Origin of the sequence: Streptomyces sp. R-74717, from assembly GCF_047305335.1 — a bacterium.
In the GTDB taxonomy this organism is placed as follows: domain Bacteria; phylum Actinomycetota; class Actinomycetes; order Streptomycetales; family Streptomycetaceae; genus Streptomyces; species Streptomyces atratus.
Genome location: NZ_CP102361.1, coordinates 9675975 through 9689801, shown reverse-complemented (window position 1 = coordinate 9689801; position 13827 = coordinate 9675975). Strand labels below are relative to the sequence as shown.

The window sequence follows — 13827 nt, the reverse complement described above, 5'->3', positions numbered from 1 at the left end:
ACAGCGGGCCATGGAAGATCCTCTCGGTGTCAGAGCCCGTACGAGGTGTTGCTGTGCTGCACGCTAGGGAACGTACTGTCTACGCGCGTAGCTTCCAAGGGCGCGCGGGTGCATCTTCGTAGCGCGTAGCTGTGAACTCACCAACACACCACGCCCGCTTTAGGGCGGTGACGGGGTAGGGGACGACTTGAGCACAGGCCTCCCCGCCCGTCGATTGCTCTTGGGCTTCTTGCTCTGGTTGAGGGCCCAGCGGCCCGGCTCGACAGCCCCTCGTTTGGCGCGGGTCCGGTGTACGGGCCATCGGTTGGGCTTCTTGATCGCTCGTGGGCAGTTCCTGTTCCGGCGAGCCGGGAGCAAGCGGCTGCGTGCCTCTTGCCTGACCTCGGCCAAGGAGCGGGTGAGCTTGGCGGCGGTGGCTCCGAGCTGGGACGGAACGCTTCGGCGGATGATGCGAACGCACTTGAGGTAGGAGACCCGGTCCGCGTCGACGGCGGGGCCGGCGAGGGCTGCGGCGTGAGCGAACCGGCGGATCGCGTGGTGGACGGCAAGGTAGGCCCACAGCTCCTGCCGAACGCCTTCCGGTGTGCGGGACCGGATCGGTCCGCCGGGGCCGAGGTGGTTCTTGATCTCGTCGAAGGCCAGCTCAATCTCCCAACGTTCCCGGTAGAGCGCGACCAGCTCGGCCGCCGGGTACTGCTCGGGGTCCAGCAGTGTCGTGCCGAGGAAGGCGACCTTGTCGTCCTTCGTGAAGGTGATGACGCGGTAGATCGTGTGCTTGGGTAAGGTCCGGCCCTCCCGCGCGGCTCGGAGCCGGACATCCTTGCCCGGACGAGCCATCGACAGGTACGAGCCGTCGCGAAGCTCCTCCTGGAGGGTGCCGAGGTGGTTGGACTGGAGTCTCACGAGCAGATCCGCGCCCGTCATGGAGAAGGCGTGCGCGCACTCGACGGACCAGAAGCCGCGGTCAGCGATCACCAGGTCACCAGGACCGGTGGAGCCGGCCAGCGGGTAGGCAAGGCTGCGTTCGCCGTCGCGGTAGCCGCCGAGGCGGGCATCGAGCACTCCGTGTGTTCCGATCTCCGCGAGGACCACGGCCCTCACCTGGGGGAATCCGAAGGGGAGGCCGCCCGTGGTGGAGGGGCCATCGAAGGTGTCGCCGTTGCTCACCGAGTCGGGAAGGTCGAACTGGGTGCCGTCCAGAGCAAGCAGCCGTAGCCCGCGCCACCATGCTCCGGGCGTGTCCGGGGTGGCGAGTGGACCGGCCACCTCTCTGAACAGGGTCTCCAGCACGTCCTCACCGAGCCGGGACCGCGCTCGGCATAACGAGGACCTGTTCACCCTGGCCAGGGCCCGGCTTCCCGGTATGCCGCTGGTCAGCACGCGCAGCACCTCCTCGTACGACTCCCGGGCGAACAGACATAGGGCCAGGACGAAGTACACGACTAATCGCGCTGGTAGGAGGCGGCGCCGCCGCTCAGCCCGGCTGTGCTTGGCTATCGCCGCGTCGACCAGCTCGGCGGTGAACACCTTCGTCAGAATCCCGATCCGCACCCGCTGCCCTGCTCCCCACCCCGTCACACCCGAGGCAACGTCCTCTGCACCCCAAAAGCAACTGCATTGGCCTGGGGAGGGGGCCAGCCATCGGGGCGAGCCTGTCCCAGGTATTGGTGGTGCAGCGCGCCAGGACGCGGTGGCGAACTGCTCGTACGCTTCCAGGCCGCAGGCGCCAGTGGGCGGGGTGGTTTTCCATGAGGACGTGGATGCGGGCCTGGCGGCCGACGAACAGGATCTCGTCGAGCGCGGCGACGCCCCCGGGCGATCCTCTATCGCCGGGCGCGCAGTGTTTCCCACTGCGCTGCGGCGCCGTCCAGCAGCATCTCCAGGGCCGCGGGATAGGCGCTGTCGACCATGCGGGTCGCCAGGAGGGGCGCCGCCTCGGCGATCCGGGGGTGTGTGGTGCGCGGCAGGCGGGCATACGTCGAGCGCCACATGTCCTCGTCGGCGCTGAGGCTTTCGCGTGGCAGGGCCAGCGAAGCGGCGTCGAGCGCGGCGAAGGCCAGGGTCTGGTCGATGAAGGCGTGGTAGATCCGTACCGTGTCCCGCAGCGGGAACCCCGCCGTGCGGAGTACGTCAAGGATGGCCTCGTCGGCCGCCAGCTCGTGCGCCCGGCCGGTGACCCGGTTCGCGGTCAGCAGTGCCGCCTGCGGATGCCCGAGGTACACGGCGTGGATGCGCAGCCCGAGGCCGCGCAGATCCGACCGCCACTCCCCCGTGGGTCGCCAGCCTTGCAGGGCCTGCCCGATGAGGGCGTCACCGATGGCGAGGGTCAGATCGTCCATACCGCGGAAGTACCGGTAGAGGGTGCTGGGGTCGGCGTCCAGGGCCAGGCCGAGACGGCGGGCGGTGAGTCCCGCGCTGCCGTGCTCACGCAGCATCCGCAGGGCGGTCTCGATGATCAGTTGCTCGGACAGCACGGTGCCGCTCCTGGTGGGACGGCGGCGTCGCCGTTTCTCCTCGGGCACCACCGCTTTTGCCACAGCCGCCTACTCGCCCCGCCCCTTATGCCAACGCCATTGACCTTACCCGAGCACGCGGCGTTGGATCTCCCGGCAGGGGCGCCGCACCTCCGGTCCGCGCGGGCACGCCCCATCTCCACAGAGAGGAAGTCCGTGTCATGCGTGTTCTGCTTGTGGGAGCCGGCGGTGTGGGCACCGCGATCACCCGGATCGCGGCCCGGCGCTCGTTCTTCGACGAGATGGTCGTGGCCGACTACGACCTGAGCCGGGCCGAGGCGGCGGTCGCTGCCCTCGCGGGCGCCGCGGGCCGCTTCCGTGCCGAGCACGTCGACGCGTCCGATCAGGCGGCGGTGACGGCGCTGCTGACTCGGTACGGTTGCGACGTCCTGCTCAATGCCACCGACCCGCGGTTCGTGATGCCCCTCTTCCAGGCGGCGCTCGCGACCGGCGCGACCTACCTCGACATGGCGATGTCTCTGTCGCGCCCGCACCCCGAGCGGCCGTACGAGGAGTGCGGGGTCATGCTCGGCGACACGCAGTTCGCGCAGGCCGCCGACTGGGAGAAGGCGGGCGCGCTGGCCCTCGTCGGCATGGGCGTGGAGCCGGGGCTGTCCGATGTCTTCGCGCGGTACGCGGCCGACGAACTCTTCGACGAGATCGAGGAGATCGGCATCCGCGACGGCGCGAACCTCACCGTCGACGGCTACGAGTTCGCACCCTCCTTCAGCATCTGGACCACCATCGAGGAGTGCCTCAATCCGCCGGTCGTCTACGAGGCGGACCGCGGCTGGTTCACCACCGCGCCCTTCAGCGAGCCTGAGGTCTTCGACTTCCCCGAGGGCATCGGCCCGGTCGAGTGCGTGAACGTGGAGCACGAGGAGGTGCTGCTTGTCCCCCGTTGGATCGACGCACGCCGCGTGACCTTCAAGTACGGCCTGGGCGAGGAGTTCATCCAGACCCTCAGGACACTGCACCTCCTGGGCCTGGACCGCACCAATCTGGTGACCGTGCCGAGCGCTGCGGGCCCGGTGGGTGTGTCGCCCCGCGACGTCGTGGCCGCCTGCCTGCCGGACCCGGCGACGCTGGGCGAGCGCATGCACGGCAAGACCTGCGCGGGCACCTGGGTGCGCGGCACCAAGGACGGCGCGCCGCGCGAGGTCTACCTCTACCACGTGGTCGACAACCAGTGGTCGATGGCCGAGTACGGCTCCCAGGCGGTGGTGTGGCAGACGGCCGTCAACCCGGTCGTCGCCCTCGAACTCCTGGCCACGGGCGCGTGGACCGGCTCGGGAGTCCTCGGCCCGGAGGCCTTCCCCGCCCGCCCCTTCCTGGACCTGCTCAGCGCGTATGGCTCTCCGTGGGGCATGCGGGAGCAGAAACCGTCCTCGGCTCACCAGGGGATCTGACGTCCCTTCTCGGTGAGAGCGTCAGACAGCCGATCCACTCGCCGCTTTCGGGGTACTCCCAGTTGTCGGCGTCGGCCAGGAGCACCGGCGGTTCCTCCCCTGCAAGGGGAGTGCTTGTACCCCTCGCCCCGTCCATCGGCGGCCGGGGCGGTCAGACGCTGGTCTGGGCGACGGCGGCGCGCAACTCCTGCGTCATCAGGGTCACCGAGCCGCGTTGCACGGGCGCCGGGCCCGGCTCGCCCCATACCTTGTGCAGCGCGGCGCGCATCCGGTCGTTCATGGCGTCGTTGATAACGGTGCTGTGCTCCTCGGGCACCTCGCGGGTGTCCGAGACGACGACCATGGTCCCGTGTCGTGTGCCGATCATCCCGATCGTGGTGGCCTTCCAGCCGAGCTTCCGGGCTGCTTTACGCATCGCGGCCCGGATCAGCTCCACTCCGCCCAACCCGACGGCCTCTTCATCGTCCAGGTTCACCTGGTACGAACCGCCGTAGCCGCCGCCGTTCTCGGGGCAGGTGCGGCGTAGCAGCGGCACCAGGGCGTCGGCCATAGCGATGCAGCGGGGGTCTTTTGCGTACGAGGCCATCGTCAGTTCCTTCGCGCCGGGCCGGTGAGGTGCGGCCACAGCAGCCTGAGGGGCGTATCGTCAGCGGCACCACGGCCTCGCCGGTCTTCAACGTGACGGTCCGGTGAGACGCGCTGCCACCGCGGCAGAGGTGGGCTGGCGGCACCGGGGTGGTCTCACCTGCCCCGGTGCCCGCACCGAACGGAACCGTCGGCGACATCGCCGCGTCCCGCCTGAGTCATCGGTTCCGACCCGAGCATGTGGGGAGCGACCGCAGGGAGTGGTCCTGTACGGTCCGCCGTGGCACGGTGGTGCCGCGCGCACGACTACAGTCTCCCCGGCATCGGGGACCTCCCGGATCACCCGGCGGACCGCGGAGGTGATCTGGGTGACCGTGTCCTGGGTGGCCACCCAGGAAGTCCGACAGCCCCTGCAGGCTCTGCAGAACCACGGTCGCCGCCAGCACCTGTGGCGGCAGACTCCACGTGCCCGCGAGCCGGGCCGTCTCCGGCCTCCGCCGGCTGCACCAGCACCTCAAGGACAACGGCTGGGAGGTCACGTCCTACCGTGAGGGCGCGAAAGGCAACACTCCTCGCCGCCAGGAAGGAGGAGCGGGCCACTTTCAGCAGCCGGCACAGGAAAGCGACGCCGTGGGTGGTCTTCTCGGCCTCGATGAACGCGTACACCTCGCTCATCGGTCGCTCTCCTTCGCGAGGAAGACCGCAGCCTTTCGCAGCACCTCGATCGTCTTGGCTTGCTCCGCGTTCTGCCTGCGCAGCCGCTTGAGCTCCTCCCGTTCCGCCGTGGTCAGCTCGCCGGGCCGGCCCTCGCCGCGATCCGCCTTCGCCTGGCGATACCAGTTACGTAGGGACTCCGGGCTGACCCCGAGTTCCCGGGCGATCTCGCTGACCGTGCGGCCCGTGGAGTCCACGAGCGCGATCGCGTCCCGTTGTAACTCCGCGGTGTACCGCTTCGTGTACTTACTTCCCACCTGGTGCTACTTCCTCTGGAACCTCATGTCCCAGTCTCCAGGTGCCCACGATCAACGGGAAGCTTCAGTCCTGCGACGGGACACGATAGTTGTCACCGGTAAGAGGGACAGCCTGTCGCTGTCACCGGATTCGGAGATCGCTCTCGGCCCCGGTGTCCCGTCTCGCTGTAACAAGCCCCCGTGCTCACGGAGCGTGATCGGATCGCTGAACTTGAGCCAGAACCGGGCTGGGTGGCCGGGGGGCGAGGAGCAGAGCAGGCTGGAGGTAGCGATGGCCCGGGCGGCCGGGCCGGAAAGTGAGGTTCTCGATGAGCAGGCTCGAAGAACAGGTCAACGTCGATGTCCCGGCGCAGGAGGTCTGGGCGCAGCTGCACCGCATCGATGAGTACCCGATGTTCATGGAGGGAGTGAAGAGCGCCGCTGCGCATGGCAGCAGCCGAGCCCATCTCGACGTCCAGATCGGGGACGGCGAGCAGGCTTTCGAGACTCGCATTGCCGATCGTGGTAAGGGCCAGGTGATGGATTGGACGGTGGACAGCCCGGAGCTGAAGGCCGCCTTCGCCGTGAACCCGCTGGACGACAAGCACACCCAGCTGCAAGTCCGGCTGGAGTACGACCCGGACACCGTGCGGGCGACCTTCGGCGGCCCGAAGGGATTCGCCCAGGTCCATGCGATCGAGGACACAGTCCGGACCGACCTGGAGAAGTTCAAGGACCTGCTGGAGAGCCGGCATTAATCCCGATGCGATGGTCGTGTTCGGGTACAGGCCGACACCACCGGCTTCGTCGTCCTGCACCACTGGGCGGAAGTCCTGGAACGGAACTTCCCGCCCGAGCTCACCGAACCCCGACCGCACCGCCGAGTAGCCACGCCGCGGCACAGGGCCACGGAAGCGGCAGCTGGCCGGCCGTTGGAGCTGGTCGGCGCATCCGGCTGATCCAGATGCGCGCGGGCCGGGCCGGCGTGAGGATCGGGTTACGGGCGGTGGCCCGGCGCGCCCCGACCCTTACAGGGTTGGCACCCTTCCCCGGCGCTCCGGTCCGCTTCCCGGCTGAAGTTCTCGCGGCTCGTGTTCATAGGGCAGCGCGCTGACCTGGTGGTCTGCGAGCAATGAGGAATGCTCAGATCCTGTGGATCGGCTCGGGAGGGCGTACCTTCCCGGGTGATTGATCGATAGGTCACCGAGCAAGGCCGACGTTGCAGCGTCGGTCGGGAGGGCACGCCCTGTGCTCACAGCAGTCAGCGATGACGGCACTGGCGCGAGAAGGCTCCCTGCTGGACGAGATCGTCCGGGAGGGCGCAAGGCGGATGCTGGCCGCCGCTCTGGAAGTAGAAGTCAACACCTATATCGCCGAGTTGGCCCACGAGCGGGACGAGGTGGGGCGGCGCCTGCTGGTCCGCAACGGCTACCACCAGCCCAGGAAGGTCACCACCGCCGCCGGCGTGATCGAGGTGAAGGCTCCGAGGGTGAACGACAAGCACGTCGACGAGACCACCGGCGAACGCAAGCGGTGCCTCGGCCTGCAGGCCCGTGGCCTCAACTACGTGGTGGGCATCTCGACCACCATGTCGGCCCAGCCCGGCGAAGCCACGCCGGTGGCCGAGCCGTACTCCGGGACCGGACGCCCACCGGCTGCGAAGTACCCGGACAAGGCGCAGTCGGTGAAACAGCTGGTCATGGCCGCCGGCCGAAGGGCGGCGAAGCCGGTGCAATGGTGTGAGGGCTCCCGGCCCGGCACCGGCCGCAGCGGCTTCAAGCGGATGTACTCGCGGTTCGTGGCCTTGCGGATCCGGCCTGCCGGACGCGAGGTCCGGCAGGCCGCCGACGGCCCGGAACTACCCGAGTGCTGGCTCCTGGCCGAGTGGCCAGCCGACCAGGGCGAACCTGTCCAGTTCTGGCTCTCCGACCTGCCCACCGACACCCCGCTGACCACCCTGGTCCGCCTGGCCAAGCTCCGCTGGCGCATCGAACACGACTACCACGAGATGAAACAGGCCCTTGGCCTGGCCCACTTCGAGGGCCGCACCTGGAACGGGTGGCACCACCACGTCACCCTCGTCTCCGTCGCGCATGCCTTCTGCACTTTGCAGCGACTGGCCAGAGCCCCAAAAGAAACGGCGCCGGCCTGAGCCTCTACCGCGTCGTCCGCGAGCTACAGACCATCCTCGCGACATGGACCGGCGTCTGCCCCACCTGTCACCGCGGCATACCCACACCAACACCGACCTGACCAAGCCCTACTAGGGCGTGTATCGGAAGTCCGTGGGGACGCCCCCCGACCTGGCGTTTCGCGTGATGGTGACATCCTTGGCCGGTGTTCTCATCCGATCATGCGGGCGCCGTGTTCTTCGATGTCGATGGCACCCTCGTCCCAGGCACGAGTTCGTCGGTCTTTCTGGCTGGCTTCCTTGGCCATCGGGACGAGTTGGCCAAAGCCGAGGACGCCTACGCCTCCGGTGCCCTGGACAATCGGCAAGTCTCCGAGCTGGATGCCGCAGGCTGGGCAGGGGTTCCCGAAAACCAGGTCTCTGGCTGGCTCGACGGGCTTCCCTTGGTCTCGGGCATCACAGAGACCGTGGCCTGGTGCCGACGGAACGGGTTGGTGCCCGTGCTGGCAACCCTCGCCTGGTCGCCGGTCGGCAGCTACCTGACTGACCGCTTCGGCTTCCACGCGTTCAGCGGACCTCGGCTGGAGACCACCGACGGCCGGTTCACGGGCCGGGTCGCCCGTCACTTCGACGAGTACGACAAACGAGATTTCGCCCTCACGCAGGTGCGAGAGTTCGGGTTGACTCCCCGCTCGTGCGGGGCCGTCGGAGACAGTCGCTCCGACCTCCCACTGTTCGCATCCGTCGGGTTGAGCGTGGCGTTCAACGCCTCAGCAGGAGCCCGGGCGGCAGCGACCGTCACGGTGGACGACGACGACCTGCGAAACGTGCTTCCCGTCTTGAGTCGCTTGGTCACAACCACTCGTTGATGGCCGCGACAAGGACGGTCGCCTCGTAACGAACCGCGAGCTTGTCGTATCTCGTAGCCACGGCCCGGTGTCTTTTGAGGCGATTGATGCCGCACTCAACCGCGTGCCGAGCCTTGTAGTCCTCCGGGTCGAACTTCGGCGGACGGCCGCCGCGGGAGCCCAGCTTCTTTCGGTTGCGGGCCTGGTCAGCCTTGTCCGGGATGGTGCAGCGGATGCCACGTCTGCGTAGGTAGGCGCGGTTCTTCCGGGAAGCGTACGCCTTGTCGGCGCGCACCCGCCTGGGACGCGTGCGCGGTCTGCCTGGCCCCGGTCGGGGCACCCTGATGCGGCCCAGGACGACCTCGAATTGCGGGGAGTCCCCGCGCTGCCCGGCGGTGATCACGATGGACATGGGCTTCTGCCCCTGCTCGACGGCCAGGTGCAGCTTGGTGGTCAGACCGCCGCGCGAGCGCCCGAGGCCATGGTCGTCGGGCTCGATGGCGACGCCGCCGGGCGGCTCCTTCTGCAGGTCCCCCTTTTCCGCGCTCCGGCGGCGTGCTGGTGGGCCCGGCAGACGGTGGAGTCGATGTTGAGGTCCCAGGTGATCAGATCCCTCGCATCGGTCCGGGCCTGGAGCTGAGTGAAGATGCGATGCCAGGTGCCGTTGCGCTGCCAGCGGCGGAACAGGTCGTACGCCCGGCCCCACGGCCCGTACACGGTGGGCATGTCCCGCCATGGGATACCAGTACGGACCCGGAACCGTATGCCGTCGATCAGCTGCCGCCTGGTCCATATCGATGGCCGGCCGGGCTTCTTGCCTTTCGGCAACAACGGCTCCAGCACGGCCCACTGCGCGTCCGTTAGATCTCCACGTGCCACAAACCAAGATCACCTCATGTCCAAGATCCACTTTCGATACACGCCCTAGTACTCCAGCAGGATTTTGCAGTCTGACCTGCGGGTTTCGGTGGGTGGCTGGAGTGTAGCGGGGTGTGGAGTGGTCAGGGTCGGTTTCACGGTGGCCGCCCCTCGATCGTGCGACAACGCCGCAGGTAATGACAGCGGCGGGCGACTGCCTGGCGTCGTCGGCGCCAGTTCGACCAGCTCACCGCGTGGTGTCGGCCTTGACGTCCGCGCAGGTGCGGGGGTTGGGGTCGACAAGCTGCCAGGAGTCGCCGAACCTCCGCCACTGTGAGCTCGATGGTCCCGGCTGCCTCACCGGTTTTGCCCCCTTTTCCCGGGCCCGGTGTGCCGTGGCTGCCAGGAAGGCGTGCGCGAGCATCGCCAGGGTGATGTGCCGGTACCAACCCGGGTAACGGCGGACTTCGTACTGGTCCAGGCCACACTCGTTCTTCGCGGCCTGGAAACACTCCTCGATCGCCCAGCGCGTCCCGGCGATCCGTACCAGTTCCTGGACGGTGGTCTCCAAAGGGGCGTAGGCGAGGTAGTAGGCGATCTCGTCGGGCTTGCGGATGCTGCGACGGGCCAGCGCCCACCGCATCCGGTGAGGGACCTCGCCCTGGTAGTCGAACTCGGCGACAGCCGGCAGTCGCACCGCCGCCCAGTGGTAGACGCGCGGTCCCTTCGCCCCGTTGCCGCATGAGATCTTCTCCCACGCCTCGGCCGGGGCCTGTGCGAACAGGCCCTCGATGCGGGGACAACCCACGGTGAACTGGGACTTGGGCACGGCCAGCACATAGCCGACGCCCGACTGCTCCAGCAGCCGGCGGAAGCGGCTCTCCTGTCCGTAGGCGGAATCCGCGGTGACCCAGGTGATGGGCAGCGGCGAGGCGAGGCCACGCAGCACCATGTGCCGGGCCAGTTCGCCCTTGGTGGCGAAGTCCCGATCGTCGGGGACCTTGGCCGCGCGGCAGCGTTCGCGGTCCTCGGTCCAGGACTTGGGGAGATACAGCTCGCGGTCGATCAAGGCCCGGCCGTGGGCGGTGGCGTAGGCGGCGAAGACACCGATCTGGCAGTTCTCGGTGCGACCGGCGGTCCCGGAGTATTGGCGTTGGACCCCGGCGGAGGTGGTGCCCTTCTTGATGAACCCGGTGTCGTCGATGATGAGGACTCCGTCGTCCTCGCCAAGCTTATGGGCGACGTATTCCTGCAGTTCATCACGGATGTCGTCGGGCTCCCACTTCGCGCCGGCAAGCAGATGCTGCAGACCGTCGGGGGTGGCGTGGCCTGCCTGCTCGGCCAGCTGCCAGCTGTTCTTCCGGGCCACCGGGGCGAGCAGCCCGCGCACGTAGTCACGCATGCGGCGGCGAAGTTCCACACGGCTGAAGCGGTGACCGATGGTCACGAAGAGGTCGTCCAGTTCAAGGTCCCACTGCTCGGCAACATGCTCGGTGATCACGTAGGGAGCTTTCCCACCCGCCGTTAATACCTGCGGCGTTGTCGCACGATCGAGGGGCGGCCACCGTGAAACCGCCCCTGACCACTCCACACCCCGCTACACTCCAGCCACCCACCGAAACCCGCAGGTCAGACTGCAAAATCCTGCTGGAGTACTAGGGCGTGTATCGAGTCGTGATCACCGGATGGTCGGGGTGAGGTCTTTGATCCAGATCATCGAGGCGCGCAGGTGGAGGCCGGTAAGGTAGCTGTCCGGGGTCTTGTCGTATCGGGTGGCGATGCCACGCCAGGCCTTCAGCTTGTTGATCAGGCGCTCGACGGTGTTCCGCTCTTTATAGAGGTCCACGTCGTGACTGACGGGCCGGCCGCCCCTGCTGCCCTTCTTCGTCCGATTGGCGGCTTGGTCCTTCTTCTCCGGGATGACTGCCTTGATGTGGCGTTTCCGCAGGTGGGCCCGGTTACCGCGGGATGAGTAGGCCTAATGGGAAGCGAAGGTCGGCGGGAGCTGACCTTCAGGGCGCGAGCCGAGCCTTTGAGTATGCCCGGACCTCAGAGTCCTGTTGACAAGACGAGGCTGGCTCGCGCCCAGCAGCCTGGACCTCAAGTGGGCAAGAACAGGTACAGATCCGTCTCCGACGGCATTCACGTGGTCCCGTTGGTGCAGGCAAGCCCGTATCTGACTGCTCCGCGGTTTGCTGTCCGTAGTCCGAGCCGGTTGTGCGGATCACCTCTCACCTCTGCCTGAGCCTGCAGCTCTGACACGGACCGAGGACCGTATGACTCGCTGGGGTTGCGAACGGCTGGTGGGATGACGTGCCATGAGCACTTCCATTAGGGAGCACGCGCACCCTGCACAGGCTCTGGCCTGGGAAAAGAGCCGCGACGAAGGAGGGCCGGATGGAGATCGTCGGGTTACCGACGCCAGTGTTCTGTGGGGTGGACTGGGCCGAAGACCACCACGACATAGCCCTGGTTGACGCCGGGGGAAAGCAACTCGCCAAAGTGCGGATCAGTGACGACGCGGCGGGGTTCGCCCAGCTCACGGCCCTGCTGAATGAACATGGCGATAGCGAGGACGCCCCGATCCCCGTGGCGATCGAGACATCGCGCGGGCTCCTCGTCGCCTGCCTGCGGGCCACCGGCCGACCGGTCTTCGCGATCAACCCGCTGGCAGTCGCCCGCTATCGGGACCGTCACTCCGTCGCCCGCAAGAAGTCAGACGCCGTCGACGCCGCGGCCCTGGCCAACATCCTGCGAACCGACATGGCCGCCCACCGGCCGCTGCCCGCGGACTCCGAGCTCGTGCAGGCCATCGCCGTGCTCGCGCGGGCCCAACAGGACGCCGTCTGGGCCCGCGGCCAGGCCCAGAACAAGCTCCGTTCTCCACTCAGGGAGTTCTACCCGGCGATCCTCGACGCCTACGCCCAGCACAAAGAGAAGCCCGCAGCATCCTGGCTGCCGCCCCGACCCCGACCACGGCAGCGAAGCTGACACGTCGGCGCCTGCAGTCCCTGCTCAAGCAGGCCGGCCGGGTCCGCGGCATCCAGACCGAAGCCGAAAGGCTCCACGAAGTCTTCAAGCGCGAGTATCTCCACCAGCTCCCGCAGGTCGAAACAGCCCTCGGGCATCAGACATCCGCCCTGCTCAGGCAGCTGAACACCGCCTGCGACAACGCTGAACAGCTCGAAGAAGCCGTCACGCAAGCCTTCGCAGAGCATCCCGATGCCCCGATCATCCGCAGCTTTCCCGGACTTGCCTCACTGACCGGCGCCCGGATCCTGGCAGAGATCGGCGATGACCGGACCCGCTTTGCCAACGCCGGGTCGCTCAAGGCCTACGCAGGAAGCGCCCCGGTCACCAGGTCCAGCGGCAAGAGCTGCATGGTCATGAGTCGGAAGATCAAGAATCAGAGATTGGCTGCCGTCGGCTATGTCTGGGCATTCGTCTCCCTTACCCGCTCACCAGGCGCCAGAGCCCACTACGACCGCCGCCGACAGGCCGGCGACCGCCACGTCGCCGCACAGAGGAACCTCTTCAACCGCTTCATGGGAATGCTGTTCTACTGCCTCCAGAACGGTCACATCTACGACGAAGCAATCGCCTTCCCGCAGCCGTCACCCGAACTCGCTGCAGCCGCGGCTTGACGCTTATCGGCGTGGGATGTCTTGTCCCCGGCGACCGCGTCCGGCCGGGTGCGGGGGCGGCCGACGGGCCCGCGGACCCGTATCTTCCCCAGCACGGGGATGAACTGCGGGCTGTCGGCGGCCTGTCCCGCGGTCAGGACGAGCGCCAGCGGGCGGCACTTGCGGTCGGCGGCAAGGTGGACCTTGCTGGTCTGCCCACCTCTGGAGCGTCCCAGGAAGGCGGCCTTCAGTCGGAGTTTTCGGCGACGCCGGATGCGTCGTCGCTCTTCCCGCTCGGGATCGTTTTCCGTGTCCTGCCCGGTTTGTTCTTCGAGGCCGCCCCCTTTGACCTGGTCTTCTCCTCCTCGGCGGCGGCCTTCTCCAGCGCGGCGACGACGTCCTGGTCCAGATGCATCCCGGCGGCGTCGTGGTGAGCCCGCGCGGTAGTGGAGTCGACGCTGACCAGGGACAGGTCCACCTCGCCTCGCTTCGCGGCCTCCGCGATCAGCCCCTCCAGCAGGGCCTCGAAGACGCCGGCGTCACGCCACTGCCGGAAGCGGTTGTGGACGGTCGACCAGGCACCGAACTCCTGCGGCATCTCCCGCCACTGCCCGCCCGTCTTGAACCTCCAGATCACCCCCTCGAACTGCTGCCGCAGCCGCTCGGGGTACGGGCCGTACTCGCCGATGGACAGGTACGGCTCGATGAACTCCCACTCCGTGTCCGTCAGTTGCACTCGCGTCATGCAAGAACATCTACCGGTCCAGGCCCCGCCGCGAGGGCGAATCCCACAGATTGATCACGACTCGATACGCGCCCTAGGCCCAATACCGGTGATTTAGGTCTTTTTCCGGGAGGTTGGGGCTGGTTTGGTGGGTCCGACGAGGGTGACGACTGGGGTGTCCGGCCG

10 protein-coding genes and 4 pseudogenes are annotated in these 13827 nt (G+C 67.9%); 6 read left to right on the top strand and 8 right to left on the bottom strand.

Features of this window, described 5'->3' with window-relative positions:
- Nucleotides 1–159 precede the first annotated feature (159 nt).
- Together NRF20_RS44055 and NRF20_RS44050 are read right to left on the bottom strand one after the other, a co-directional pair.
- Nucleotides 160–1551, bottom strand: coding sequence for an IS4 family transposase (locus NRF20_RS44055; protein WP_398635179.1), 1392 nt, complete (start codon nucleotides 1549–1551; stop codon nucleotides 160–162).
- Nucleotides 1552–1823: 272 nt separating this feature from the next.
- A complete protein-coding gene (locus NRF20_RS44050) occupies nucleotides 1824–2537 on the bottom strand; it encodes a TetR/AcrR family transcriptional regulator (RefSeq protein WP_398635180.1) in 714 nt (237 codons plus the stop codon).
- A 137-nt stretch (nucleotides 2538–2674) separates the two neighbouring features.
- Between NRF20_RS44050 and NRF20_RS44045 the strand changes: the two genes are divergently transcribed.
- Nucleotides 2675–3922: a saccharopine dehydrogenase family protein gene (locus tag NRF20_RS44045; RefSeq protein WP_413754364.1), complete on the top strand. Its 1248-nt coding sequence runs from the start codon at nucleotides 2675–2677 to the stop codon at nucleotides 3920–3922.
- Between the two features lie 151 nt (nucleotides 3923–4073).
- On the opposite strand, the gene NRF20_RS44040 is transcribed toward NRF20_RS44045, so the two are convergent.
- Together NRF20_RS44040 and NRF20_RS44035 are read right to left on the bottom strand one after the other, a co-directional pair.
- The gene (locus tag NRF20_RS44040; RefSeq protein ID WP_398635182.1) at nucleotides 4074–4508 is read right to left on the bottom strand and encodes a hypothetical protein; all 435 of its coding nucleotides are present in this window, start codon (nucleotides 4506–4508) and stop codon (nucleotides 4074–4076) included.
- Nucleotides 4509–5178: 670 nt separating this feature from the next.
- Nucleotides 5179–5478 (bottom strand): transposase, encoded by a 300-nt coding sequence (locus NRF20_RS44035; RefSeq protein ID WP_398635183.1) that lies wholly within the window; start codon nucleotides 5476–5478, stop codon nucleotides 5179–5181.
- 308 nt (nucleotides 5479–5786) lie between these two features.
- Here NRF20_RS44035 and NRF20_RS44030 point away from each other — a divergent pair, with 308 nt between their 5' ends.
- The 4 genes and pseudogenes from NRF20_RS44030 to NRF20_RS44015 all read left to right on the top strand — a co-directional run bounded on the left by NRF20_RS44030 (nucleotide 5787) and on the right by NRF20_RS44015 (nucleotide 8457).
- Nucleotides 5787–6215, top strand: a complete 429-nt coding sequence (locus NRF20_RS44030; protein ID WP_398635184.1) for an SRPBCC family protein — start codon at nucleotides 5787–5789, stop codon at nucleotides 6213–6215.
- A 490-nt stretch (nucleotides 6216–6705) separates the two neighbouring features.
- Nucleotides 6706–6991, top strand: a pseudogene (locus NRF20_RS44025) (transposase); the annotation flags it as partial.
- A gap of 9 nt (nucleotides 6992–7000) precedes the next feature.
- Nucleotides 7001–7609 (top strand): transposase, encoded by a 609-nt coding sequence (locus NRF20_RS44020; protein ID WP_413754689.1) that lies wholly within the window; start codon nucleotides 7001–7003, stop codon nucleotides 7607–7609.
- A gap of 185 nt (nucleotides 7610–7794) precedes the next feature.
- Nucleotides 7795–8457 (top strand): HAD family hydrolase, encoded by a 663-nt coding sequence (locus NRF20_RS44015; protein WP_413751811.1) that lies wholly within the window; start codon nucleotides 7795–7797, stop codon nucleotides 8455–8457.
- On the opposite strand, the gene NRF20_RS44010 is transcribed toward NRF20_RS44015, so the two are convergent.
- From NRF20_RS44010 to NRF20_RS44000, 3 genes and pseudogenes are all read right to left on the bottom strand, one after another.
- Nucleotides 8441–9315 (bottom strand): IS5 family transposase gene (locus NRF20_RS44010; RefSeq protein WP_413754363.1). Its coding sequence is split into 2 segments (ribosomal slippage): nucleotides 8441–8958 and nucleotides 8958–9315, totalling 876 coding nucleotides; the frame shifts between segments, so codons are not numbered across the junction. The two genes, NRF20_RS44015 and NRF20_RS44010, sit on opposite strands and share 17 nt — an antisense overlap.
- A gap of 226 nt (nucleotides 9316–9541) precedes the next feature.
- Nucleotides 9542–10795: an IS701 family transposase gene (locus NRF20_RS44005; RefSeq protein ID WP_413751862.1), complete on the bottom strand. Its 1254-nt coding sequence runs from the start codon at nucleotides 10793–10795 to the stop codon at nucleotides 9542–9544.
- Between the two features lie 177 nt (nucleotides 10796–10972).
- Nucleotides 10973–11272: pseudogene (locus NRF20_RS44000) on the bottom strand (transposase); the annotation flags it as partial.
- Nucleotides 11273–11691: 419 nt separating this feature from the next.
- Here NRF20_RS44000 and NRF20_RS43995 point away from each other — a divergent pair.
- Nucleotides 11692–12938: pseudogene (locus NRF20_RS43995) on the top strand (IS110 family transposase).
- Between the two features lie 20 nt (nucleotides 12939–12958).
- On the opposite strand, the pseudogene NRF20_RS43990 reads toward NRF20_RS43995, so the two are convergent.
- Nucleotides 12959–13662: pseudogene (locus NRF20_RS43990) on the bottom strand (IS5 family transposase); the annotation flags it as partial.
- Between the last annotated feature and the right edge of the window lie 165 nt (nucleotides 13663–13827).